This is a genomic window from Jeotgalibacillus sp. ET6 (genome assembly GCF_029667115.1).
Lineage (GTDB): Bacteria > Bacillota > Bacilli > Bacillales > Jeotgalibacillaceae > Jeotgalibacillus.
The window spans coordinates 107,674-132,026 of record NZ_JARUIU010000004.1; the positions used below are offsets into that span (position 1 = coordinate 107,674).

At 43.6% G+C, this 24,353-nt stretch carries 22 protein-coding genes; 10 read left to right on the forward strand and 12 right to left on the reverse strand.

The window, feature by feature from the left end; translation table 11 throughout:
- Positions 1–8: 8 nt before the first annotated feature.
- The 3 genes from kdpB to kdpDN all read left to right on the forward strand — a co-directional run bounded on the left by kdpB (position 9) and on the right by kdpDN (position 4,002).
- Positions 9–2,150: a potassium-transporting ATPase subunit KdpB gene (gene kdpB / locus P6709_RS12050; protein ID WP_278241174.1), complete on the forward strand. Its 2,142-nt coding sequence runs from the start codon at positions 9–11 to the stop codon at positions 2,148–2,150.
- A gap of 33 nt (positions 2,151–2,183) precedes the next feature.
- Entirely contained in the window at positions 2,184–2,768 is a 585-nt protein-coding gene (kdpC, locus tag P6709_RS12055; RefSeq protein ID WP_278241175.1) for a potassium-transporting ATPase subunit KdpC, read from the forward strand.
- 88 nt (positions 2,769–2,856) lie between these two features.
- Positions 2,857–4,002 (forward strand): KdpD-like non-kinase potassium sensor, encoded by a 1,146-nt coding sequence (gene kdpDN, locus P6709_RS12060; protein WP_278241176.1) that lies wholly within the window; start codon positions 2,857–2,859, stop codon positions 4,000–4,002.
- A gap of 225 nt (positions 4,003–4,227) precedes the next feature.
- On the opposite strand, the gene P6709_RS12065 is transcribed toward kdpDN, so the two are convergent.
- The 3 genes from P6709_RS12065 to P6709_RS12075 form a co-directional block, all read right to left on the reverse strand.
- Positions 4,228–4,617 (reverse strand): GNAT family N-acetyltransferase, encoded by a 390-nt coding sequence (locus P6709_RS12065; RefSeq protein ID WP_278241177.1) that lies wholly within the window; start codon positions 4,615–4,617, stop codon positions 4,228–4,230.
- Between the two features lie 70 nt (positions 4,618–4,687).
- Positions 4,688–5,149 carry a MarR family winged helix-turn-helix transcriptional regulator gene (locus P6709_RS12070; protein WP_278241178.1) on the reverse strand — a complete coding sequence of 154 codons (462 nt, stop codon included), beginning with the start codon at positions 5,147–5,149 and terminating at the stop codon, positions 4,688–4,690.
- Between the two features lie 19 nt (positions 5,150–5,168).
- The gene (locus P6709_RS12075) at positions 5,169–5,972 is read right to left on the reverse strand and encodes an N-acyl homoserine lactonase family protein (protein WP_278241179.1); all 804 of its coding nucleotides are present in this window, start codon (positions 5,970–5,972) and stop codon (positions 5,169–5,171) included.
- A gap of 247 nt (positions 5,973–6,219) precedes the next feature.
- Here P6709_RS12075 and P6709_RS12080 point away from each other — a divergent pair, with 247 nt between their 5' ends.
- Positions 6,220–6,714 (forward strand): RNA polymerase sigma factor, encoded by a 495-nt coding sequence (locus P6709_RS12080; protein ID WP_278241180.1) that lies wholly within the window; start codon positions 6,220–6,222, stop codon positions 6,712–6,714.
- Positions 6,701–7,357 carry a zf-HC2 domain-containing protein gene (locus tag P6709_RS12085; protein WP_278241181.1) on the forward strand — a complete coding sequence of 219 codons (657 nt, stop codon included), beginning with the start codon at positions 6,701–6,703 and terminating at the stop codon, positions 7,355–7,357. Before P6709_RS12080 ends, P6709_RS12085 begins: the two co-directional genes overlap by 14 nt.
- A 95-nt stretch (positions 7,358–7,452) precedes the next feature.
- Here the strand turns inward: P6709_RS12085 and pdxA are convergent, their stop codons facing one another.
- From pdxA to P6709_RS12105, 4 genes are all read right to left on the reverse strand, one after another.
- On the reverse strand, positions 7,453–8,451 hold the full coding sequence (pdxA, locus tag P6709_RS12090) for a 4-hydroxythreonine-4-phosphate dehydrogenase PdxA (protein ID WP_278241182.1): 999 nt from the start codon (positions 8,449–8,451) through the stop codon (positions 7,453–7,455).
- The gene (locus tag P6709_RS12095; protein WP_278241183.1) at positions 8,444–9,742 is read right to left on the reverse strand and encodes a four-carbon acid sugar kinase family protein; all 1,299 of its coding nucleotides are present in this window, start codon (positions 9,740–9,742) and stop codon (positions 8,444–8,446) included. The genes pdxA and P6709_RS12095 overlap by 8 nt, the downstream gene beginning before the upstream one ends.
- A gap of 20 nt (positions 9,743–9,762) precedes the next feature.
- Entirely contained in the window at positions 9,763–10,767 is a 1,005-nt protein-coding gene (locus P6709_RS12100; RefSeq protein WP_278241184.1) for a 2-keto-3-deoxygluconate permease, read from the reverse strand.
- A 309-nt stretch (positions 10,768–11,076) separates the two neighbouring features.
- A complete protein-coding gene (locus P6709_RS12105; RefSeq protein ID WP_278241185.1) occupies positions 11,077–12,762 on the reverse strand; it encodes a sigma-54-dependent Fis family transcriptional regulator in 1,686 nt (561 codons plus the stop codon).
- 245 nt (positions 12,763–13,007) lie between these two features.
- On the opposite strand from P6709_RS12105, the gene P6709_RS12110 reads away from it, so the two are divergent.
- From P6709_RS12110 to P6709_RS12130, 5 genes are all read left to right on the forward strand, one after another.
- Positions 13,008–13,295, forward strand: a complete 288-nt coding sequence (locus P6709_RS12110; protein WP_278241186.1) for a hypothetical protein — start codon at positions 13,008–13,010, stop codon at positions 13,293–13,295.
- Between the two features lie 191 nt (positions 13,296–13,486).
- Entirely contained in the window at positions 13,487–14,464 is a 978-nt protein-coding gene (locus P6709_RS12115) for an ABC transporter substrate-binding protein (RefSeq protein WP_278241187.1), read from the forward strand.
- Between the two features lie 60 nt (positions 14,465–14,524).
- Positions 14,525–15,529 carry a FecCD family ABC transporter permease gene (locus tag P6709_RS12120; protein WP_278241188.1) on the forward strand — a complete coding sequence of 335 codons (1,005 nt, stop codon included), beginning with the start codon at positions 14,525–14,527 and terminating at the stop codon, positions 15,527–15,529.
- Positions 15,526–16,560, forward strand: a complete 1,035-nt coding sequence (locus P6709_RS12125; protein WP_442905322.1) for a FecCD family ABC transporter permease — start codon at positions 15,526–15,528, stop codon at positions 16,558–16,560. Before P6709_RS12120 ends, P6709_RS12125 begins: the two co-directional genes overlap by 4 nt.
- 26 nt (positions 16,561–16,586) lie before the next feature.
- Complete coding sequence (locus P6709_RS12130) at positions 16,587–17,237, forward strand: IucA/IucC family C-terminal-domain containing protein (protein WP_278241189.1); 651 nt, start codon at positions 16,587–16,589, stop codon at positions 17,235–17,237.
- Between the two features lie 325 nt (positions 17,238–17,562).
- Here P6709_RS12130 and P6709_RS12135 read toward each other — a convergent pair whose 3' ends face one another.
- The 5 genes from P6709_RS12135 to P6709_RS12155 form a co-directional block, all read right to left on the reverse strand.
- Complete coding sequence (locus P6709_RS12135) at positions 17,563–18,738, reverse strand: sugar ABC transporter permease (protein WP_278241190.1); 1,176 nt, start codon at positions 18,736–18,738, stop codon at positions 17,563–17,565.
- Between the two features lie 11 nt (positions 18,739–18,749).
- On the reverse strand, positions 18,750–20,270 hold the full coding sequence (locus P6709_RS12140) for a sugar ABC transporter ATP-binding protein (protein WP_278241191.1): 1,521 nt from the start codon (positions 20,268–20,270) through the stop codon (positions 18,750–18,752).
- Positions 20,271–20,357: 87 nt separating this feature from the next.
- Positions 20,358–21,473 (reverse strand): sugar ABC transporter substrate-binding protein, encoded by a 1,116-nt coding sequence (locus P6709_RS12145; protein WP_278241192.1) that lies wholly within the window; start codon positions 21,471–21,473, stop codon positions 20,358–20,360.
- 207 nt (positions 21,474–21,680) lie between these two features.
- On the reverse strand, positions 21,681–22,736 hold the full coding sequence (locus P6709_RS12150) for a sugar ABC transporter substrate-binding protein (protein ID WP_278241193.1): 1,056 nt from the start codon (positions 22,734–22,736) through the stop codon (positions 21,681–21,683).
- A gap of 27 nt (positions 22,737–22,763) precedes the next feature.
- Positions 22,764–24,296: a response regulator gene (locus tag P6709_RS12155; protein ID WP_278241194.1), complete on the reverse strand. Its 1,533-nt coding sequence runs from the start codon at positions 24,294–24,296 to the stop codon at positions 22,764–22,766.
- Between the last annotated feature and the right edge of the window lie 57 nt (positions 24,297–24,353).

Consider the following 24,353-nt stretch of genomic DNA (forward strand, 5'->3'; position numbering starts at 1 on the left):
TGAAAATGATGACCAATTATCTTTTAAAAGAAGCTAGTGAAACTGCTGATTTTCCAGAGAAAAAAAGAAGAAGTTCTTCTCAAAAGAACCTTCCTCAGCAGCCGAATCATAATGACCATAAGGATGGAAAAAAATTGATGGACAAAGAAATGGTAATACATGCGCTTAAAGATTCTTTTATAAAGCTTGATCCGAGAAAAATGGTAAAAAATCCGATTATGTTTGTGGTGGAAGTTGGTTTTATCATTACATTGATTTTGTCTTTTGCACCAAATGCATTTGGCGCCAGTGGAGTTGAGCCATGGTTCAATTATACCGTGAGTTTAATTTTATTGTTCACAGTATTATTTGCGAATTTTGCTGAAGCGATTGCAGAAGGACGCGGGAAAGCACAGGCAGATTCGTTAAAAAAATCAAAGCAGGAGATTACAGCTAACCTTATAAAAGGGAATGGAAAAACAGAAAAGATTTCTTCAACATCCTTAAAAAAAGGTGACGTAGTCATGGTTTCACAGGGAGAAATGATCCCAGGAGACGGTGAGGTGATTGAAGGACTTGCTTCTGTAGATGAATCAGCGATTACAGGGGAATCAGCTCCTGTTATTAAAGAGGCAGGAGGTGATTTTAACTCGGTCACCGGAGGAACAAGAGTGGTCAGCGACCAGATTAAAGTGAGGATCACCAGCAATTCAGGTGAATCTTTTCTGGATCGAATGATTTCATTGGTTGAAGGAGCGGAACGGCAAAAAACTCCAAATGAGATTGCGTTGAATACGGTACTGACGAGTTTAACGTTAATTTTCATGATTGTCGTCGTAACGCTTCCTTTGTTCACGAATTACCTTGGGTTTTCCCTTGAGATTCCGATCCTGATCGCATTGCTCGTCTGCTTGATTCCCACGACGATCGGAGGACTTTTATCTGCTATAGGAATTGCAGGGATGGATCGGGTTACGCAGTTTAATGTTCTTGCGATGTCAGGAAAAGCAGTTGAAGCAGCAGGAGACATCAATACAATCATTTTGGATAAGACCGGAACGATTACATTTGGTAACCGTATGGCGAGCAACTTTATTCCAGCAGGCAATGCTTCTTTAGAGGAGCTTTACTACTGGACAGGAATTAGTTCATTAAAGGATGAAACCCCAGAAGGACGGTCCACCATAGAGCTGCTTAAAGAAAAAGGCAGCAAGCTGAATGCCTCTGAAGCAGCAGGCGGTCAGGTTATTGAGTTTAAGGCAGAGACGAGAATGAGCGGCATGGATCTTAGAGATGGACGCCGGGTGAGAAAAGGGGCTGTCGATTCAGTTAAGAATTGGGTGGCTGCACAGGGAGGAACCATTCCTGCAGACCTTGATGAAGAAGCAAATAAAATCGCTCGTGAAGGCGGAACTCCTTTGGCGGTTGCCATGGATTCCCAAATTTTTGGCCTCATCTACCTTAAAGACACCGTAAAGCCTGGAATGAAGGAGCGCTTTGATCAGCTGCGACAAATGGGCATTAAAACCATTATGGCAACAGGAGATAACCCTCTGACTGCTGCCACGATAGCAAAAGAAGCGGGAGTGGATGAATTTATAGCAGAATGTAAGCCGGAAGATAAGATTGAGGTTATTAAGTATGAACAGTCCCAAGGGAAACTGGTAGCCATGACGGGTGACGGAACGAATGACGCTCCTGCACTGGCTCAAGCAGATGTAGGGCTGGCCATGAACAGCGGAACAACAGCGGCAAAAGAAGCAGCCAACATGGTTGATTTAGATTCAAATCCTACAAAAATCATCGAAGTCGTTTCGATCGGAAAACAATTGCTTATGACAAGAGGTGCGCTGACCACATTTAGTATTGCAAATGATATTGCCAAATACTTTGCCATTATTCCGGCCATGTTTATGCTTGCGATTCCGGAAATGACAGCATTGAATATCATGGGGCTGTCTACGCCGTTGTCAGCGATTTTATCAGCATTGATCTTTAATGCCATTATTATTCCAATGTTGATCCCGCTGGCCATGAAAGGAATTGCCTATAAACCAATGAGTTCAAATGCTTTGTTAAGCCGGAATTTAACGATCTATGGACTTGGTGGAGTCCTGGTTCCTTTCATAGGCATAAAATTAATTGATATGGCCGTTTCATTGTTTATCTAACAATTAACCTACTAAAAAGTGAGGAAGATGATCATGAAAAATGAACAAAAACTTGCTGGACCTATTATCAGGTCCAGCTTCACCCTAATGATACTGACTGGATTGGTTTACCCTCTTGTATCTACTGGAATTGCGCAAGCCATCATGCCGGATCAGGCAGACGGCAGTTTACTTTATAATGAACAAGGTGAAGTGGTGGGGTCTGAATTGATTGGCCAGAACTTTACTGACCCTATGTATTTTCATGGCAGGGAATCTGCAATCGAGTATGATGCATCCGGTTCAGGGTCTAACAACTATGCCCCTTCTAATCAGGATATGATTACACGGACGGAGGAGTCGATAGCCGCATGGAGCGAAGAAAATCCAGCAATTCCTGTTAACCAGCTTCCGATTGATCTAGTGACGGATTCTGCTTCAGGACTTGATCCGCATATTTCTGTAGAAGGTGCAGCTGCGCAAGTAGAACGGGTCGCAGAATTGACAGAAATATCAAGTGAGAGGCTGGAAGAATTAATAGAAGAGAATACCCAGGGAAAAGAATGGGGTCTATTTGGGGAAGAACGTGTGCATGTCCTCATGCTCAATCTGGACTTGCAAGAACTTATTCAAGAATAAACCCTCATGTCCCTAACTGTTTACACGGTTAGGGTCCATTTTATCTTTAAGGGTCTAAAGAATCAGCGAGTAAAAGAGGTGAGTAAGCATGGAAAAAGATCATCCCTATTTCAGAAGAAAAACGCCGGAAGAAATTCTCAACGAACTGACAGAATCCCAAAAAGGCAAGCTGAAATTATATGTAGGTGCAGCCCCGGGAGTCGGAAAATCCTATAAGATGCTTCAGGATGCAGTCGATCTTAAAAAGGAAGGAATCGACGTGGTAATTGGATTCATTGAGACTCATGGACGTATAGAGACGGAGGCTCAAATAAAGGAGTTGGAGCAGGTTCCATTAAAGGTCATCACCTATAAAGGAAAAAAGTTTCAAGAACTGAATGTGGAGGCTGTGCTTAAAAGAAAGCCTGAAATCGTGATTGTAGATGAACTTGCTCATACCAATATTTCCGGCTCAGTAAATGAAAAGAGATATATGGACATCTCAAGTATCCTGGATGCCGGAATTAATGTGCTGTCAGCAGTCAACATCCAGCATCTTGAAAGTGTGAATGACATCGTCCGGCAAATTACCGGAGTGAAAGTAAGAGAAAGGGTTCCAGATACATTTGTTCAAAAAGCGCATGAAATTCAGCTGATTGATATCCCTCCTGAAACGTTGAGAAAGAGACTGCGTGATGGCAAAATTTATGCCCCCGAAAAGATTGAACAAAGTTTATCGCATTTTTTCACTGCGGCAAATTTATCTGCTCTTCGAGAACTTGCTTTACGAGAGATTGCCAATGATGTAGACGAGAGAATTGAGCAAATCAGCGGTGATCTTATAAACGGTCCTTTTGGTGTGAATGAAAAAATACTTGTGTGTGTGCATTACGGACCAACTGCAGAAAAGCTTATCAGAAGAGGTTGGAGGATGGCTCATCGATTGAAGGCGGAATTATATATCTTAAATGTCACCTCAGATAACGGGGAAGAGAGCGCTTTAAACGCGAAGAAAAACAAAGAATGGCATATGCTTGCCCAACAGTTTAACGCAACCATGATCGTTGAAGAAAGGGGGGGCAGAAAGCCGGCTAAAGTGATCATTGATGTTGCAAAAAAATACAAGGTAACACAGATTCTGCTTGGTCAATCTGCCCGAACCAGATGGGAAGAAATCAGAAAAGGATCGATCGTCAATATGATCATGCGGGAAACCTCCAATATCGATATTCATATCGTTGCGGACGGGCGGTAATAGCTTAAGGCAACTTTGTTTTGGCACGCTGAGTGATTAAGTTTAAAATTTCACCTAAATGGATATCAGTGAAGGAATGAAATACTAGTCAGGGAAACATTTAATCAATGTTTCCCCCTATACTGAATTAACTGACTGAATTGCCCTAAATACTCTTCACTGCCTATTCTGCTGACTTCTTTAAAACCGATTTTTTCAAGCATCTTTCTGGCTCGTCTATTTTCTTCATGCGTCAACAAGGAAAGTGGAAATTCCTACTTTCTCTGCCCCGTATTTCAGCATACATAAAGCGGAATGGTACCCAATTCCTTTTCCCCATAGTCTGCTTTCCCCAACGGCGATTCCTAGCTCGGCTGTATGATCCTTGATAGAAGCTAAATCAGCATATCCAATTAATTCTCCATTTAACTCTTTCCCTTTTCGAAAGAAATCTTTCTCCGCATTATTTACACAATTTGACCACCAAGTATACAATCTTTCCGAAGGCTGATTTTGTTCCCAGCCATTAGCTGAACAAAAAGAAGGATCTTTGCTCCATTTTAAAACAGCCTCATAATCCTGTATGTTAATAGGTCTCAATTTAATGCCGTGGGAATAGGTCTTATTAGCGTTCAATTAAATCGCTCCTTTCATAATTATCTGGAAATCCAGTTCGGTGTGAAAACTTATAAAGTGGTGGTAGTGATTAAATAAACCCACGATTTGAAAGTGTAGAGGACAGGGGGGGAGTTTTTAAAAATTTGCGTAATATCTGATTAACGAGTTGTAATTCTTCCTTTGAATATAGACCACCAAGTGCTTCATACATTTGATATTCTGCTTGGACGATTAATTTATGCTTATTTCTACCGAGTTCTGTCAGTTGCAGGATTACAAACCTGGAATCATGTATATTTTTAATTCGTTCAATTAGATTTTCTTTTACCATTCTCTCAATTAATCTTGAAGGACTTCCTGTTTCACATATTAAAAGAGAGCCTAGTTCTTTTAAAGACAGGGGCTGATACTTTGTTAGCACACTGATTACTTCAGCTTGTGATGGTGTAACGCCTATGTCCGTCAGTAACTCAGTGTACATTCTATTTCCTTGTCGTTGAGAAGCTAAAATTAAATATCTAAATGTCTCCAATTCTTTAAAGTTTTCCATCCTGTTATTCCTTTCTACATTAGAAAATTGTTTGTGGTCGTATAAGCGGGTCGTGATTGGCAGCTGTAAGGATACAGTCTTTTCTTTTAGAAAAATCCCTTACCCATTGCAATGATTTTTCTGCATCTGATTTATTGACAGTGACCCCGGGGAGAATCATCTTCTGCCATGATTTTTTTGAGTACCCAACGTCACTTGCCAGCAGCAGCCAGTCTTCCTTCATTTTGACCATGACGGAAAACATTCCTGCACTATGGCCGGGGGTATGAACTAAATATATAGAACCGTCTCCAAATAGGTCGAGTCCCAGCTTAAAAGGTCCGTGAGGAATAGCAGAAGGAATAAACGTTTCAATAGGAATACCTTCCCACATGGATTTAATATAGCCCATTTTTCTATTTGCCGCTTTCCATTCTATGTCGCTTGTAAGGATTCTTTTTGCATCCTTAAAATTTTGCAGCCCACTAACATGATCAGAATGAAGATGAGTCAATAAAACTAAGCTGATGTCGTGACTTTGAATTCCCTTGCTTCGGAGCTGTTCAAGGACGGATTGCCCATTCGGAAGGTCTCCTGTATACATAGAGTTAGAAAAACGCCCTAAATGCTTTTTTTGATTCTCTCTTATTTGTTCATGCCACCCTGTATCGATTAAAATATATCCTGTTGGGTGTTCAATCAAGTAAGAAGAAACAGGAACCCACATCTTCTTTTCATTCCCTCTAAACCAGCCTGTATAAGGTGCAGGGTGAATGCTTTTTTCCTTATAAGCCAGTGCCTGATCAATGCGTACACGACCCGTGTGCAAAATATGTACCTTCAAAGCGAATCCTCCACTCTAATAAATGATGTGTCATCTAATAGTTTAAATAATAGATGACGCATCATTTAATGTCAAATTAAAACAAATATTATGATAATAAAGGAAAATACTGTTCGGTGGTCTACGCTTGTGCAGATGATCTGCAGGTCGCCCACTATAAAAAATTGTTTACTTCAACAAAAAAATTTTCACGATTATTGTAACGTTAATCAATTTCAGGAGTTGTCTAGGTGAGAGGGGGCAAGAGATGGATTTTGAGGAAATCTACCAGGACTATTTCCATGATGTTTATTTATATCTTAGAGCATTAAGCAAGGATGAAAAGATTGCCGAAGAAATGGCTCAGGAAACGTTCTTTAAGGCGTTAAACGCTATAGAAAACGATACGGGTCCATCGGATATTCGCGCGTGGCTTTTTACCATAGCAAAACATACGTATTTCACCTATTACAAAAAGCAGAAAAAACAGATTCTGTCTGATGTAATGGAGGAGATGGGTACAGGCGTTGAAATTACGGAGCATCTAATGAACAAGGAAGATGCCTTTACTGTTCATCAGTTTTTGCACGGCATGAAGGAACCATATAAGGAAGTTTTTATGCTTCGAACATTTGGGGAATTGCCGTTTAAAAAAATCGGACAAATTTTCGGGAAAAGTGAAGGGTGGTCAAGAGTAACCTTTCACAGGGCGAGAAAAATGATCATGGAGTATATGGAGGAGATGAATAATGAACGAAGTTAAGTGCACCATTATCCAGGATGTTCTTCCCCTTTATGTGGATGAAGTGGTGAGTGAGGATACAAAAGAAATGGTCGAGCAGCATTTACATCAATGCGAAAATTGCCGGCAGGAGTATAGGTCAATGAAGCAAGCTCTACGCATTCCTGCAAAGAACAAAGGGTCTGCTTTAGGGAAAATTAAAAAAAGGTGGCGTAAAAAGAAGTGGATGATCTCTATGGCGTCCATTTTAGCAACGATGGCTCTTTTATTTGGAATTTTTTCTTACATCTTTTACTTTAAAACCGTTATACCGTATTCACAGGAACTGATTACAATTGAAAACCAGGACAATGAATTAGTCTCAAGATATTCGGGCAACAGCTACGCAGGCGTTCACGCAACGCATCCCATGACTGTTGAAGTAGATGGCACCGAAAAGAATGTAATCGTGATGTTTTACACCCAAACGCTTTACGATTCACCTTCAGGAAGCTTTATAAATCCTAAGGAAAATCCTAATGTACAAGGATCCACTTTTCAATTGCCAGAAGGTCAAACAGCGGATGCAGTGTACTATGCAGAATTTGATGCAGAAGAAATTTCTTTTGAAAAAGATGCATGGAGTGACATTATTGAACGGGCAACGCTGATTTGGGAGCGCTAACCATAATTTAGCCTAGCGAACTGCCACTTAAGTAAAAAGTTCCACGTGGAACAATATAAAAAAAAGCATCCCCAAGCCCCAGGGATGCCTTTTCCTTATTTCTCCGGTGCCAGCTCAATTGCCTGGCGAAGTGCTTCAAGCATGCTGCCTTCGTCGGCAATGCCTTTTCCGGCAATATCAAATGCGGTTCCGTGGTCTACGCTGGTGCGGATGATTGGCAGGCCGACTGTGATGTTCACGCCTGCTTCGAGACCAAGTACTTTGATGGGACCGTGGCCCTGATCGTGATACATAGCGACCACGATATCAAAATCGCCGCGCTGGGCACGGAAGAAGAGTGTATCAGCCGGTAATGGGCCTTCAACCTCAATGCCTTTTGCCTGTGCTTCTTCAATGGCAGGAATGATTTTTTCTTCTTCCTCGCCATAACCAAACAGACCATTTTCACCGGCGTGTGGATTAATGCCGCACACACCGATCTTTGGTGATGAAATCCCTGATTTTGAGAGTGTCTCATGTGCCAGCTCGATGACCTTCAGTACACGTTGCGGCTGAATAGATTGAATGGCATCAATCAGTCCCATATGTGTGGTTACATGAATGACCTTCAGCTTTGGAGAAGAAAGCATCATGGAAAAATCACTTGTACCTGTTAGTTCAGCAAGAATCTCGGTATGACCGGGATATTGGTGACCGCCTTTATGAAGCGCTTCTTTATTTAAAGGAGCGGTGCAGATTGCATCAATTTTACCTTCATTCGCCAGTTCGATCGCCTTTTTCAAATATTGAAAAGCAGCGTCGCCAGCTTCAGCGGCTACTTGTCCAAATGGCAGATCAGCGGGCAGAAGGTTGAGATCCAGGCACTGAATTTCTCCATGTGCAGTTTCGGTCAGTGAATCCTGATCGTTTACTCTTTTTAACTTGATGGGGATGTTCAGTAATGCAGCCGCTTTTTCAAGACGTGAGGCATCACCAATTACGATGGGATGAGCTTCTACATATAAATGCTGGTGCTGCAGGCTTTTGATAATTACTTCGGGTCCGACTCCTGCGCCGTCCCCCATTGTAATGCCTATAATCGGTTTTTTACTCATGAATTGCCGCTCCTTTCAGTTTGCACATGGCACGGTAAATGGATTGCTTGTCTCCAAATGCACCGGCTTTTGTGACAATGGTCATCGTGCGTTTGGGTCCAATTAGTTCTCCGGCTGGAATTCCGGCTTCGATTTGCTTAATCAGTCTGATCCCGCTGCCTCCAAGCAGCTTTGCGGTTTCTTTCGCTGTGTCGCCGCCAGTTAAAACAAAACTCTTCAGCTGTGGGGAACGGGCTGCAAGATCCCTCACGATTTCACCAAGTGCTGTAGAGATCGTTTCACCAATTTCATAGCTTGATAGACCAAGCTGCTGGCCGCGTTCTTTTATTTTTTCCCGAATCTCTGTGTGAGATGGTACGTAAAGGGCAAGATGCAGTTTGCTTTTTATGATTTCTTCACACTGTTTCATATACAGGACTCTTGTGGCATCCCATTGATCTGAAAAAATGTCGAGTGTATTCACTTCAACGCCGATAACATCTTCTTGTTCTGCAGCATAGCGGACCTGTTCCTGTGTGACGCCTGACAAGCTTCCGCAAACAGCGACCACCTGATCAGCAGGTGTCAGTTCACGTTCTGCAGGCTTTTGATAAAAATTCAGCACATCCGGAAGGACTTCCGCAAGTCCGGCAGAACCTGCCCAGATAATAGAGGAAGACAGCCGGTTCATCCTGCCTGCAAAAAGGCGCAGGTCTTCTTCTGTTTCTGCATCGCACACGAGATAGTCAAAGCCGTCTTTTTTTAAGGAGAGGACTTTTTCAGAAAATAGCTGTTCATCTTCCAGATCGTCCTTTTTTAGCAGCCCGACTTTTTCTCCAATTTCCTGCTCAATCAGGCGGGGAATAGAGGACTCTGTAACCGGGTGCTTCGGGTCTTTTGATATCTCGGTTTCCGACAATGGCTGACCTTTTATATAATGTATACCATCTTTTGTTGTGCGATGCAGGGCAGGGAAAGCAGGGGCAATGAACACAAAATCAGGGGTGAACACGTCCTTTACTGCTTTTAACTCCGTGCCGATATGCCCTCTCAGGGTCGAATCCATTTTTTTATAAATGGTCTGATAGCCGGCTTCCTTTAAAAAAAGTGCGGCTTTTTTTGTTTGCTGAGCTGCTTTTTCTCTGATCAGCGCTCTGGCATTTGTGTCGATGACCAGCCCGCTGTCAAGGGTGTGCGACCGGTCAGAAAGATCAAACAGCACGGAGGTTGGGATGCCCTTTTCCGTCAGCTGTACTCCGCTGTCGTTCGCACCTGTTAAATCATCTGCTATAATTCCGATCATTTTTTCCATTTAGTATCCCTCATTTAATTCTAAGATGCTTTCGTGGAGTTGTCTTCCGTTGAAAAATCTTCCGGCAGTCTGACTCCTTTTTTCTCCAGGCGCTTTACTAAAAAGGCAACGTACAGCGGCAGTAGAATCGCTGTTGTCACAACAGAAGCCGCTACCTGAACAGTCGCAAGCTCTGCATTAGCAGCAAAACCTGCACTTGCTGCAGCGATTGCAGCAGGTGTCGCGACTGCATTCCCCGCTGTTGAGCCTTCCGCTGCTCCAACGATCGGGTTCCATTTCATCGCTTTGAATACAAGATAAGCAGCTGATCCGGTTACAAAGACTGTAAGCAATCCGAGGACCACACCTGCAAGACCGCCTTCAATGATCGCAGTGAAGTTGATTCCCATCCCGAGAGCAAAGGCGAAAAATGGAATCAGCATAGAGCTTCCTTTATTTAAAAAGTCTCTCATATCCTCATCCAGGTTTCCTAAGATCATCCCAATGACAATTGGAAGTAAGACGGAAACGAACGATGTTACAGAGAACAATCCGTCCACAAAGCCCATTGCTCCAAAGATGCTCAAGGCAACCATTGTTAGAAAAGGTCCGTCATTCAGCGCAAGAAGTGAATAAGCTGCACGGTCTGTTTTATCGCCGTACTGGCCGACAAGTGCTACATAAAGGCCGCCGTTGCTGTTTGTCATGGCTGCAATAATGGCAATTGGAGCAAGTCCAAGCCAAAGCCCATTGTCACCAGCAAAAGTGTAAGCAAGTAAACCAACGCCTGCACCGACAATCCATTTCACGGATAACAGCGTGGCTCCTTTCCCAAGACTGACGCCTACATTCTTAAAGTTAATCTGAGCCCCTGTACATAGGAGGAATAGAGCGATTAATGTGCCAGCTCCGTCCACGAACAGTGCCTGAGTAAAATTCCCGATTCGAAGCAAGTCCGGTGCAATGGTATTCAGTGTTGCAGCAAGCAACAACGGAACTACCATCATACCACCTGGAATGCGGTCAAGTGTAGCTTTAATCTTCATTTTGCCATCCCCTTTGTGTATGTTTTAAACAAATATTAAAAATATAGCGCTTTCAATAACTAATATAAACCTGTAAGCGCTTTTTTGCAACAGCAATAATAATATTGTTTTTAAATTTTATAAAATTGTTGCATTTTAAAACAAAAAAGGCTGGGACAAAAGTGTCTCAGCCTCTTTTACTGGTTCGCTGCGCTTCAGGTGGACGCTTGCCGTCACATCCTGCTGGTGTCGCCACGTTCCGCTCACCTCATACTCATGAAACATTATGCATTAATTGCTTAAAGGTTTTTTCAGTTATGCCCCAACATCTCATTCATCATTTAATTTACGCCATAGCGTGGAACGGTTTATTCCAAGACGTTTGGCTGCCTTGGACTGATTTCCGTTTTCTTCATTTAGCACTTGATCAATAACGCGTTTTTCAATCTCTTTTAATGTTCCCGAAAGTGTTAAGGGAACGGAGGAAGCCAGTGATTGTTTCGCTTCCAGCAGTTTTTTTACATCTTCCGGTTCAATATAAAAACCAGAGGCCTGTCTGCTTAATGCGCGAATGGTCTGTTTTAGTTCATTTAAGTTGCCCGGCCATGTATATTGCTGAAGAAGATCCATCGCTTTGGATTTTATGCCAAGCGTTTCACTTCCGTTTTCCATGTGAAAGGACGTTAAAAAGTAGTGGGCAAATGCCGGAATATCTGCTCTTCTCTCCACTAAAGGAAGCAGGTGAAGCGCTTCAGCTTCTCCAGATTCAAGGTAGGGAGCTTCATCAATGAACAGAATCTGAATATCTGCTGGCAAACGTTCGATCAAACCGTTCACTTGTTTTATCAACTCCGGGTCTGCAGCCTGCAGCCTGTGAACAAGAAGAGTCCCTTTTTGAATCGGGAGCAGGATTTTTGTGAGTGTTTCCAAGCTGCTTTGATCCATTTGTGCACCATCCAGGGATAGAAACGGTGCTTCCTTAAAGCGTTCAATATGCAGGAACGATGCAGCTGCCGATCTGCCGGTTCCTGGGGCTCCGATAATATGAACAGGCTTGTGCTGGGAGGAGAGCTTTTTCAATTGATTTCGTAATGAATGGGTGTACAAGCTGTCTCCAATGAGTGCCATAGGCTTTACATCAAAGTGAATCGATACGTCACTTCGCTTTTCCAGACCGCTGGTTGGATAAAACATCAGCCCTGCCATATACCGGTTTACACAAAAAATCTGAAGCATGTAGGAGCGATCGTTTGCCGTAAATGGAATCCATTTGGCCGTTTGGCTCCCTATACTGTCTTTTATAGCACGTTTTATTGAGGAAAAAGTGATTGAATCCTGTTGAGCCATTTGGTCGAATTTTTCATTCTTTTCCCTGATGGACAATTCTTCATCTACAATCGCCATAGGATGAGGGAAATGTAAAAAGGTTTCGTGCAGAAGAGAGAAGTTGTGCTTCACTTTTTTTGAAAGCGAAAATGCCCGTCTCGCTTCTTCAACCGCCTGCAGCAAAGCCTCTTTTCCGGAAGTGATGAGTACTCCGTGGATCCCGGTGGATTCAGCGGTCTGAACCGTGATGACGTCGCCAATCACCGCCTGAAAGCCCTGAGCTTTTAATTCTTCGAGCAAAGGCTTTACTTCTTCCCGGGTATGGACGGTTTTTACTTCCACATCGTATTCAAGAATATTGCAAAGTGTGGCAGCTCCTTGAGTGATAGAAGAAAAACCGACAAGTGCCACTTTTTTATTCATATTTTTAATGAGTGTAAATACTCGGAGCATATCGTATCCTGTTATATCAATATGGATGACAGGCAATGATGCCGCTTTTTCAATTGTTAAAGCGGTTCCTCCGCGGCTGATTAAAACATCATAATCCTCCAGCTCCGCCTGGCGCGCAAATTCCTCCCCTTCATCCAGATTTGCCACTCGTATATCAAGGGTCACATCTGAAGGGAGAGCGAGCTGCTTCATAACTTCTGCCATTCCGCTGTAAGGGGCAATTAACATTGCTTTCATACGCTTCTACTCCTAACGTGTTGCATTTTAAAACACTATCATTATGACATACTCATGGAACCTTGTCACGACAGGAGATAGACAAACCTTGTCAGAAAATCGAACCTTTCCGAGAAGCTGAGACGAGGGTACTAGTGAAATAATGCTCGAGGTAACAGGAGAATTATTTTCTATAAAATGGAAAATATGATAATGTAGTAGATGATGGTGTTGTGAAACGTAATTAATCGAAAGGAGGAAAATGAATGGCTAAGTCTTACTCTTGGAGAAGTTATACTTTTCTTACGGTAAGTGTACTCGTGTCGATATTGATGGTATCCATTGATCCGGTAGCTGTTGCTTTTTCAGAAAGAGCAGCAACGTTCATGATAAACTGTGTGTTTATAGGGCTGCTGCTTTCCATTGTGTTAGCAGTTATCAACTTTATTAGCAATAAAGAGAAACGCTTAATTTCGATTATAGCGCTTATCATTACCCTATTGAATATAGCTGTCGTTGTATTTTTTCTGTGGTTTGGAGCGAATTTTTCTTAATTGAAGCATCAATATGGCTGGTTTATTTAGGAGAGCGCTAAGAGATTTCTTTCATCTAAAGGGAAAAATAATGAAATGAAAAATAATAATTAATTGAAATTAATTCTCAATTAGTGGTTGATTAACCTTTGCAATTGGCATACAATCATATTGCGAATGAAAATCATTATCACTTAAAGGAGAGTAGAACAATGAGCAAAAAATTATTATTTTTACTTGCTGCATGTATGCTTTCAGTGCTTTTTCTTGCAGCCTGTGGAGGCAGTGAGGATGAAGGATCGGATGCAGCAGAATCAGATAGCGGCAATGCGGCAGAAGAAAGTGGAGCAATTGAAGTTTCTCATGCAATGGGTACCACAACGATTGAAGAAAAGCCGGAGCGTGTGGTGTCACTTTATCAGGGAGCAACGGATACGGTGCTTGCATTCGATGTTACGCCGGTTGGAGTCGTTGAATCATGGGTGGAACTGCCGATGTATGATTACATAAAAGATGATTTGCAGGACGTTACATATGTAGGGCAGGAAACACAGCCTAACCTGGAAGAAATTGCTGCGTTGGAGCCGGATGTGATTTTTGCTTCTCAGATCCGTCATGAAGAGATTTATGAGCAGCTGTCAGAAATCGCCCCAACGATTGTTAATGAAACGATCTATGACTTTAAAGAAACAACGAATTTAATTGGACAGGCGCTTGGAGAAGAAGAAAAGGCGGAGAATCTTTTAGACGAGTGGGACGGCCGAATTGCTGATTTTCAAGAGAAGATTGGTTCAGATGAAAATTGGCCGATGAGTGCTGCGGTATTAAACTACCGTCCGGATCATGCCCGTATCTACGTAACTGGATTTGCTGGGTCCATTTTGCAGGAGCTTGGATTTGAAGAGCCGATCGAGCTTCAGGGACAAAATGAAGAAATCGTTATGTTAAATGATAAAGAAGCGATTCCGCAAATGAACGCAGATGTTTTCTTCCAATTCATGGAGGAGACGCCTGATGTACAGAAGAATTTTGAAGAATGGACAGCTCACCCGCTTTATCAAAACCTTGAAGCGGTGCAAAACGACAATGTGTATACCGTTGATGAGGTTTCATGGAATATGGCTGGCGGCTTACAGGCTGCAAACGAGATGCTGGATGATATTTACGAGTATTTCGAGGTTGAGCAATAAAAATGGTTGAAGGGGAGGCATCATGCGTCCCCTTTTTCTCATGAAAGAAGAGGCGTTACTATGTTGCATTCACCACTAGTTAAATGGATCGGATTAATCGGGCTGTTCCTGGCTGTTGCCCTGCTGTTTTTAACAAGTCTTGCAGTAGGACAGACCGCCATTCCTCTTTCGGAAACATGGGAGGCGCTGACCCAGTATGATCCTGATAATACCAATCATTTAATCATTGGCACCTCGCGTTTATCGCGAGCAGTCATTTCACTTGTTATTGGCATAAATCTTGCCTTGGCGGGTGTATTTGTGCAGGCGTTAACAAGAAATCCTCTTGCAGCACCTGATCTTTTAGGGATAAATGCCGGAGCGATTTTCTTTATTGTTTTTGCGATTACCTGGCTTGAAGTGTCCTCGCTTTCAGGCTATATGTGGTTTGCCTTTCTCGGAGCGGCTATTGCTGGGGGAACGGTATTTTTTCTCGGGAGTCTTGGACGCGACGGTCTGACCCCGATCAAAGTCATTCTCGCAGGGGTTGCATTAACCGCTCTGTTTGTTTCCTTTACGCAAGGAATGCTTGTGCTGGATGAACAGTCTATTCAAACGGTCCTTTTTTGGATTGCAGGCTCCGTTGCAGGACGTGATATGGACATGCTCATGTCTGTCATGCCATTTTTGCTGAGTGCGCTTGTGGTGAGCTTTTTTATGGCGCGGCCAATGGGCGTTTTTTCATCAGGCGACGATGTGGCAAAAGGGCTTGGACAAAAGGTGGGTGTAACCAAGCTCATTCTGGGGCTTCTGGTTATTGTATTGGCGGGCGGTTCAGTCGCTGTAGTGGGTTCTGTTGGATTTATCGGACTCATCGTTCCGCATATGGCAAAAAGTCTTGTGGGAAATGATTATCGATGGATTCTTCCATACAGTGGGTTACTAGGTGCAGCGATTTTATTGTCAGCCGATATCGTGGCGCGCATCATTATTGCCCCGCAGGAAGTGCCGATTGGAGTAATGACGGCGCTGATTGGCGGACCTTTCTTTATTTACCTGGCTAAGAAAGGGGTGGCGAAAAAATGAAGTACTGGACCTTGCGTCTTTTTAATGACCGTATTTCCATTCAGGTGTCGATGCGCTGGCTGCTCACCGTGGCAGGCTGGTTAGCAGTAGTAGGAGGGGTATTCCTTTTGAGTCTCTCAGCAGGCAGCAACTGGATTCCTCTATCTGAAGTGTTTAAGCAGCTGACAGGACAAATCGATCAGCACACATTTGTTGTGGAAACTCTGCGTCTTCCGAGGGCGCTGCTCGCCTTGCTGGTAGGGGCGGCTCTTGGTGTAGCAGGTCTGATTTTACAAAGTCTTGTTAGAAACCCTCTTGCTTCACCGGATATTATCGGGATCACAAGCGGAGCCTCTCTTGGTGCTGTCACCTTTATTTCGTTTGGCGCCGGTGTGATCAGCATGCAGTATTTGCCGCTTGCAGCCATTTTGGGAGGACTGCTCGCTGCTCTGTTAATCTATCTTATTTCATGGAATAAAGGGGTAACACCCATCCGGCTGGTGCTGATTGGTGTGGGGCTTTCTGCCATTATGAAGGCATGTGTCACCTTCATGCTTGTCATGAGTGAAACCGCTACGACAACAAAATCCTATATCTGGCTCACGGGAAGCATTTACGGGGCGTCCTGGAGTGATGTCACCTCTATGATCTGGTGGCTTCTTATTCCCATTCCATTTCTAATTGTGTTTGGGAGAGGACTGAATGTCACGGAGATAGGGGAAGATTTCTCTGTAAGCGTCGGAATTCGCGTGCAGCTTCAGCAATTTATCTTTTTGATGTGCAGTGTCATGCTTGCAGGCACAGCGGCTGCTTTTGCTGGCGGAATTGAATTTGTGGGGCTGATGGCGCCGCATATTGCCAGGCGCATGGTTCATCGGTCGTTTCCCGGATTGGCTGTCGTCACGGCTCTGGTTGGTGCATTCCTTGTTATCATAGCCGATCTTGTTGCCCGAACCCTGTTCCTGCCGCTTGATATTCCTGCGGGAGTATTCACAGCTGCGATCGGTGCACCATTTTTCCTCTATTTATTATTTCGCTACCGAAATCAATAAAGGACAGAATGTAAAGGAGACCTAGCATGGACGTTTTACACAACTACGGAATCGAAAAAAAGGACGGCAGAGAGGGTGTGCCCGCAGAACAGCTGACAGAACCCGAAACGATTGCCCAAATTGTCAGCCGCTACGCCAGTGTGAGTGACATCAGGCTAGAATCAACGGCAGCATCGCTGATTATCAAGCGGTACGCCGTTTTAACAGCGGCCGCTGCTCTTGAATACTACGGACTTCAAAAGCAAAAAGATAACTGGCTTCATCATGCGGAATTTGATTTTGATCGTTTTGCTCTGCTGGTGGATGATCAACATCCGGAACTCGTGGGAGACTGGAAAACTACTGTATTCGCCCATCATCTCACCCCAATGGTGGAGCAGTTTTCAAAAACATGCAGAATCCCGCAAAAAATTTTATGGGAAAATATCGCCGTTCGTCTGCAGTCTGTTTTTCGTAAAAAATCAACTCACTATCCCCATTCTCAGCTGCAAGACCTTTTCGATGAAATGACGGAAGTGGATGCTGAGTGGTCGGGATGCAAAGAAAATCCATTTACAAAATATCTGCAGAGGCCTGAGGATTGGCAGACCATTCCAGTCAGAGAAACCTGCTGCCGTCTCTATCAATTAAAAGAAGGGCAGGAGCAGCCCTATTGCGGGAACTGTCCGCTGAGTTGAGAGTACTGCATTAAAGAATTTCAGTATTGAAATGTAAACCTGGATAGCACCTTAATTTACACGCTGACATTAAAAGTGTGTAAATCAAGGTGCTATTTGTGAATTTCGTCTCTTTTTATGTGTTGGATATAAAGAAGAAAATTGTGAACAAATAGAGATAGGGTTGATGAATCTAAGTAGAATGAGAGATGAAAATGACAGAGTCCTTTCAATAGAAATCATTTAAGACTAAAGAGATTCATTTTCTAAAAATTGACTGAACCCTATACAGAAGGCTGAGACAATTTAGGTCCCAGCCTCAAGCCTTAATATGCTAATGTAATCCCTACGCTCTCTGTCTTCTTGTCATGACATCAAAGATAACTGCCAGTGCAAGAACGCCGCCGCGGATCATGTATTGAGAGGCGATCCCGACGCCGAGAAGGTTCATTCCATTTACCAGTGTAGCCATCACGACTGCTCCGATGACAGCACCGGTTACTTTACCGACGCCGCCTGCAGCAGAAACGCCGCCTACAAACGCAGCTGCGATTGCATCCAGTTCAAAAAGAGTACCGGCCGTAGTGGTAGCAGACTGCAGGCGGGATGTGAATAAGATTCCGGATAAAGCGGACAGCATCCCCATTGAACCGAAGACAATAAACGTGATTTTACTTACATTGATCCCAGAAAGATGCGCCGCTTCCGGATTGCTGCCGACTGCGTAAATATGACGCCCGAGGACGGTTTTAGTCGTTATAAAATGATACACAATCAGCACCAGCAGAATAATAATCATCGTCCACGAAAAGCCGTTGTAGCCGGCAAGAATCCATGTGACATACCCCATTAAAAAAGAAACGAGAACGAGCTGGATGATAAAAAGTGGAGCAGATACAACTTCAAAATTGTACCGCATTTTGTTTTTTCGATTTTTCATTGCACTATAAATATAGTAAATAATTGCTGCAGTGCCGAGCAGCAAAGAGAGAAGATGAAGGCCGCCGATTTGGGCAAGGGAAGGAATATACCCATTGCCGATCGCGTTGAAGGCTTCATTATCCACGTTGATTGTGCCCGATTTTTCAGTAGCCTGTAAAAGAGCTCCTCTATATATCAGCCATCCGGCGAGTGTCGCCACAAACGCTGGAATCCCGACTTTCGCGACAAGAAATCCGGTAATCGATCCTGCAGCCATCCCAAGCAATAGAATGATGGGAATAACCAGATAAACGGGCAGACCAACCTGTACTAATAAAATAGCCGCGATGGCGCCAAGAAAACCCGCTAAAAAGCCTATGGATAAGTCAATATGACGAATGACAATGACGAGCATAACCCCTACAGCAAGCACGGCGATATAACCGGCAGAATCAATTAAGTTGCTGATGTTTCGGGAAGACATAAAAAGACCATTTGTCATTACGGTGAAAATAAGCATGATGACCAGTAACGCGATGTACATTCCGTAATCCCGTATATTATGTTTTAATAGCGCTTTCGCCTCTTTCAATATGTTCATGTCGATCACTCCTATTGTGTAGCAAATTCCATTATTTTTTCCTGGCTGGCTTCTGAAGAAGAAAGCTCCCCTTTTATTTGGCCTTTCGCCATTACATACACACGGTCACTCATGCCGAGGACTTCACCAAGCTCAGAAGACAGCATAATAATGCTCATGCCGCTTTCGATTAGCTTATTCATCACAGTATAAATTTCAAGCTTTGCCCCGACGTCAATTCCCCTGGTCGGTTCATCGAGAATGAGCAGCTTAGGGCCGACAAAGAGCCATTTGCCAATCGATACTTTTTGCTGATTTCCGCCGCTCAGATTTCCAACCTTCTGCTGAATGGACGGCGTTTTGACACCAAGTGATTTTCTGTATTCCTCAGCCGTTTTGATTTCTTCATTTTCATTGACTACGCCGTACGAAGATAATTGACTGAGATTAGAAATTGAAATATTGCTTTTAATGTCCTGCAGTAAAAACAGGCCGTCTCCTTTTCGATCCTCGGTGACGTACGCAATGCCGGATTTAATGGCATCACTTGTATGACTGAGCTTTACGGGTTTCCCATCCATCCGGATGGTTCCGCTTGTTTTATATTTTCTTGAATTGCCAAAGATGCTTAGAGCAAGCTCCGTTCTGCCTGCCCCCATAAGACCTGCAACCCCGACGATTTCTCCGTAATTCACATGAAGATTTATATTCTCAGCAACATTTCGGCCGGTCCGCGGATCATGAGCGGTCCAGTCGAGCAGCTCAAGCAATTTTTCACCTGTAGCTGGAACATTGCGCTTAGGGTAAATGTCTTCAATATCACGGCCCACCATATTTTTGATAATCGCAGCCTCGGTGATTTCTCCCTTTGATGCGTCGAGTGTGCAAATGGTTTCCCCATCGCGCAGAACGGTCGCTTTATCTGCAATCGCGATTACCTCATTTAGTTTGTGGGAAATCATTATGGATGTGATTCCTTGCTTTTTCAGCTCCCTTAACAGCTGTAAAAGGTTCTCACTGTCCTTATCATTTAAAGCGGCCGTCGGTTCATCGAGAATGAGAAGCTTTACTTTTTTACTCAATGCCTTCGCAATTTCAACCAGCTGCTGCTTTCCAACACTTATTTCTTTGATTAAGGTTTCCGGGTTGATGTGGAGATTTACTTTATTCAGCAGCTCCTTAGACTTCATGATCGCTTCGTTCCAATTCACGATGCCTTTTCGATGCAGCTCGTTTCCGGCAAAAATATTTTCATAGATGGAGAGGTCGGGAAAGAGAGCCAATTCCTGATAAATAATGGCAATGCCAGCCTCCACACTGTCACTGATTGTATGAAACTGCTGAACTTCATTCAGGTATAAAATATCTCCGGCGTATTCTCCGTAAGGGTAAACACCGCTCAGGACCTTCATTAAGGTGGATTTTCCGGCACCATTCTCTCCGACAAGACAATGGATTTCTCCTTTTTCCACTTTGAAATTGACATTAGAGAGCGCTTTTACACCAGTGAACTCCTTTGAGATTTTTTTCATCTCCAGTATCGTACCGCTCATCCTTCTGCCTCCTTAGAACATGAATTTTCAATGAATACAGAGCAATCACGTCAAGTGTGAACGGCGTGATTACTCTATCTTTACCTGTTATTCCAATCCTTCAAATTCGCTGGCTTCGTAATAGCCCGAATCAACCAGTTCGGATTGTACATTTTCCTGATCCACTACAATGACGTCAGTTTGTTTCGCATTTACTTCCATGCTGCCATTGTCATACGTTGCGGTTGTTTCCGGCGTGTTGCCGTCGAGAACATCAACTGCCATTCCCATCGCGTCTTCAACGAGTGTCCGGACGTCTTTAAAGACGGTCATGGACTGCTTGCTGTCGATAATGTACTGAATAGAAGCTTTTTCAGCATCCTGTCCTGTAATCGTGTAATCTGTGATGGCTCCGTCTGTTGCAAACACATCCGCAATCGAACGGGCTGTTCCGTCATTTGGTGCAAGAATGGAAACATTCCCTTTCATGTCAGCGCCTGCAGAAGTTAAATGAGTCTCTGCCTTGTTTTTAGCTTCACTTGGATCCCAGTTGGTCGTAACCTGTCCAAGAATGCTTCCAAGCTCTTCACGGCTCAGTTCTGATTTATCTTTAAGTGCTTCCGCTTCACTTGAATTGGCAATGACAAATGTTCCGTCTGCAATTTTAGGCTGAAGAACGTTCCATGCTCCTTCAAAGAATAAGAAGGCGTTATTATCAGAGGCTGCTCCTGCGTATAGATAAAGCGGGATGCCGGAGCCCTCTGCGTTATCCACCAGATATTGCCCCTGTGCTTCTCCAACTGCTACACTGTCGAAGGTAACGTAATAGTCAACAGAATCTGTATCCGTGATTAATCGGTCATAGGAAATAACCGTTATGCCTTCATCCTTTGCTGCTTCCACTGCAGACCCTGCAGCTGCTCCATCATGCGGTGCAATAATTAAAACGTCCATGCCTTTACTGATTAAGGTTTCAACATTTTCTTTTTCCTTTGCAGACGATCCCTGGCTGAATAAAATTTCAGTCGTATAATCAGAATCGGCCAATGCATCCTGAAATCTTGTTTCATCCTGAACCCATCTTGGTTCGTCTTTTGTTGGAAGCACGATTCCTACGTCCAATTCACTGCCGCCGCCGGATCCTCCCTCGCTGCCGCAGCCTGCCATACCCACTGTTAAAACAGCCGCTGTCAATAACCCCAATGCTTTCGATCGTTTCCCCATTGTTGTAAGATCCCCTTTCAAATATGGAATTAACTACTACATGGTAAATATAGCATCGAACGTAATATTGAAAACGCTTTCTTAGGGGAGTAATTTAGCTTTGTTCTGTATTTTTTTAATATTCTAATTTTTATTAGGTGAGGGAATAAGGAGGGCAGTGCATGTAAAAAGCCCATCCGCGAACTGGATAGGCTTATATGAACCGATTTAAGGGGAGTAGATTTCTTCTTCAAGGTGAAAGCCATCTGCAATGACCGTTTCATGAATATTCTTCTCGTCCACCGGGACAGGGGGAAGAAGGATGGAAGGAACATTTATTTTTCCATTATTAATGGTTCGGTCTTGTGCTATTTTTTCTCCCTCTGCGAGCATAATGGCCAATTCAACTGCTTTTTGCGAGAGCGCATCAATGCTTTTATACATGGTCAGGCTTTGCGTGCCTTCAACAATTCGTCTGACGCCCGATAGATCTGCATCCTGGCCTGCCACTGGAATCTTGCCGGCTAATCCATACTCGTTTAATGCTTCAATCGCTGCACCTGCTGTAGCATCGTTGCCTGCAATGACGGCATCAATTTTTTGATCATTCACTTCAAGCGCAATTTCCATGTTTTCCTTTGCATGCTCCGGCAGCCAGTCCTTTGTCCACTGATTAAAGACAACGGTGATTTCTCCGCTGTTAATCAAAGGCTTTAGCACTTGAAATACCCCCTGTTTCATAAGGTGGGCATTGTAATCTGTTTCTGCTCCGCCAAGATAGACATATCTCCCTTTTGGAACCAGCTTTGTAATGGCTTCCGCCTGCAGGACACCCACTTGTTCGTTATCATACGAAACATATAAATCTACTTCCGCATTTCGCACAAGACGATCATAGGAAAGAACCTTAATGCCGGCATCATGCGCTCTTTCCACAATCGCGGCCATAGATTCAGCATTATGCGGCACCACTACTAAAACATCGATCCCCTCGCTGATCATTTTTTCCGTCTGCCAGACCTGTTTTACATCGTCTCCGTCTGCAACTGTGATGGTTACCTCGGCTCCAGCTCGTTCAGCTGCTTCTTTAAAAAGCTCCCGGTCTTTTGCCCAGCGGTCCTCCTCGAGTGTATCCATGGAGAATCCTATTTTAATTGCTTCAGAAGGATGGTGCTCAACCGTATCAGGCGGTACAGGTACGTTAGTGGGGATTTTCTCCGCAGGGAGACAGGCGGTCAGCAAATAGACCATGATTAAGATGAAAAGAGGCCATAATTTTTTCATTTCTTTGCGTTCCCTTCGTTCGTGTCGTTATAAACTAAACGTTTTCTTCCGGTAGTCGGTAGGGGATAGGTGAAACGCTTTTTTAAAAACCTTGCTGAAATAATTCGGATCATGATAGCCAATTTCAATGGATATTTCTTTCATGCTTTTCTCTGGATCTCTCATTAGCTTTTTCGCTTTTTCAAGCCGGCATTCCGTTAAAAAACTGATATAGTTGATGCCGAGTTTTTCTTTAAACAGCTTGCTGACATAGATTGGACTTAGACCGGCTTCCTTGGAAATAATCTCAAGTGATAAATCTTCATGGGCATGGTCGATAATATAGTGTTTGATTTGGTCAATACTATCCCCGTCCGCCTGTTGACTGTGATCCTCCTGTGCATATTTCATACGTTCAAGCAGATACGCCGTTTCTTCTCGAAGCTGTTTATAGCTTGCGGTCTGGGAGGGATAGACGGGCAGTTCAACCGGAATTCCCATATCTGAAAGGATAGAGGAAATCAGCCAAAGAAGTTCAGCCAGCTGTTTTTGCGCCTGAATGGAGGGCTTATTTTCTCTTTCAAGCCCTTCCGTTATCGTTTTTATCTCTGCAATCAATTTGTCCCATTGCAGATGACGAAGGTGCTCGTAAAACGTTTGTTCATAAGTCTTGTAGGAAGGGGAGGACAGATCCAGTGTGAGAGCTGGCAGGTCTGCATAAAACTGATAGTGAACCGGCTGCTGAAAATTTCTGGTCGCAAGGAGAGATTCCTGATACGACTGCTTTATTTTCCCGGTCTGTTCATACACATTTCCGATTCCAATAAACCAATCTGCTTTGCTGGCATCTCTTAGCCTGAGAATTTTGTTCGCGAGCGTAATTGCCTGATGCCGAAATGAATAGTTCCCATTTCGGAACACAATAATGGGGACCTGGCGTCCGTTTGAAGCACCCGTCCAGCCGCTGCCTGTTTCCCTCACAACTTCTTTTACTGCCGGATACCATTCTGCTGCGTCAGGAGGAAGCAGCAGACTCATCACAAATGTTTCGTCTGTCATCGGGATATCCAGTAAATCTACCAGCTGATTTAAATGAACTTCATGTACATGATCAAATAACAGCTGCGTCACCACATCGGTTTCAAATACTGCCATGGCTTTCTCCAGTGTGGCTTGATCTTTCCTGTTTTCTTCGGTGTATTGCTGTTCCATCTTAATCTGGTGGAGTACGCCTTCTACGGTTTTCACGATTTCCGCTATTTTACTTGGTTTTACAATATAAGCTTGTACACCAAGCGAAAGTGCCTGCTGGGCATATTCAAAGGTAGCGAAAGCGGTAACCAGAATGAACTTTGCAGAAGAGTGGATGCTGTGAAGCTGTTTAATTGCTTCAAGGCCGGAAATTCCCGGCATCTGAATATCCATAAACACAAGATCAGGCTTCTGCTTTGCTGTCATTTCAATCGCTATTCTTCCATTGCGTGCCTGACGGATGACCAGATTGTCAAAGTGTCTTGTTAAAATAAGCTCAAGCCCTTCACGCTCTGTTTGTTCATCGTCTACGATGAGTACATTGACCATACATTTTTCTCCTATTCTACTGACATTTTAGATGCGTATGGATTCAACATCTGCGCA

Bases quoted from the DNA above. Each gene is read 5' to 3' on its own strand.
- kdpB (WP_278241174.1), top strand. From the start codon at position 9: ATGACCAATTATCTTTTAAAAGAAGCTAGTGAAACTGCTGATTTTCCA.
- kdpC (WP_278241175.1), top strand. From the start codon at position 2,184: ATGAAAAATGAACAAAAACTTGCTGGACCTATTATCAGGTCCAGCTTC.
- kdpDN (WP_278241176.1), top strand. From the start codon at position 2,857: ATGGAAAAAGATCATCCCTATTTCAGAAGAAAAACGCCGGAAGAAATT.
- P6709_RS12070 (WP_278241178.1), bottom strand. From the start codon at position 5,149: ATGGAAAACTTTAAAGAATTGGAGACATTTAGATATTTAATTTTAGCT.
- P6709_RS12080 (WP_278241180.1), top strand. From the start codon at position 6,220: ATGGATTTTGAGGAAATCTACCAGGACTATTTCCATGATGTTTATTTA.
- P6709_RS12085 (WP_278241181.1), top strand. From the start codon at position 6,701: ATGAACGAAGTTAAGTGCACCATTATCCAGGATGTTCTTCCCCTTTAT.
- pdxA (WP_278241182.1), bottom strand. From the start codon at position 8,451: ATGAGTAAAAAACCGATTATAGGCATTACAATGGGGGACGGCGCAGGA.
- P6709_RS12095 (WP_278241183.1), bottom strand. From the start codon at position 9,742: ATGGAAAAAATGATCGGAATTATAGCAGATGATTTAACAGGTGCGAAC.
- P6709_RS12100 (WP_278241184.1), bottom strand. From the start codon at position 10,767: ATGAAGATTAAAGCTACACTTGACCGCATTCCAGGTGGTATGATGGTA.
- P6709_RS12105 (WP_278241185.1), bottom strand. From the start codon at position 12,762: ATGAAAGCAATGTTAATTGCCCCTTACAGCGGAATGGCAGAAGTTATG.
- P6709_RS12110 (WP_278241186.1), top strand. From the start codon at position 13,008: ATGGCTAAGTCTTACTCTTGGAGAAGTTATACTTTTCTTACGGTAAGT.
- P6709_RS12115 (WP_278241187.1), top strand. From the start codon at position 13,487: ATGAGCAAAAAATTATTATTTTTACTTGCTGCATGTATGCTTTCAGTG.
- P6709_RS12120 (WP_278241188.1), top strand. From the start codon at position 14,525: ATGTTGCATTCACCACTAGTTAAATGGATCGGATTAATCGGGCTGTTC.
- P6709_RS12125 (WP_442905322.1), top strand. From the start codon at position 15,526: ATGAAGTACTGGACCTTGCGTCTTTTTAATGACCGTATTTCCATTCAG.
- P6709_RS12130 (WP_278241189.1), top strand. From the start codon at position 16,587: ATGGACGTTTTACACAACTACGGAATCGAAAAAAAGGACGGCAGAGAG.
- P6709_RS12135 (WP_278241190.1), bottom strand. From the start codon at position 18,738: ATGAACATATTGAAAGAGGCGAAAGCGCTATTAAAACATAATATACGG.
- P6709_RS12140 (WP_278241191.1), bottom strand. From the start codon at position 20,270: ATGAGCGGTACGATACTGGAGATGAAAAAAATCTCAAAGGAGTTCACT.
- P6709_RS12145 (WP_278241192.1), bottom strand. From the start codon at position 21,473: ATGGGGAAACGATCGAAAGCATTGGGGTTATTGACAGCGGCTGTTTTA.
- P6709_RS12150 (WP_278241193.1), bottom strand. From the start codon at position 22,736: ATGAAAAAATTATGGCCTCTTTTCATCTTAATCATGGTCTATTTGCTG.
- P6709_RS12155 (WP_278241194.1), bottom strand. From the start codon at position 24,296: ATGGTCAATGTACTCATCGTAGACGATGAACAAACAGAGCGTGAAGGG.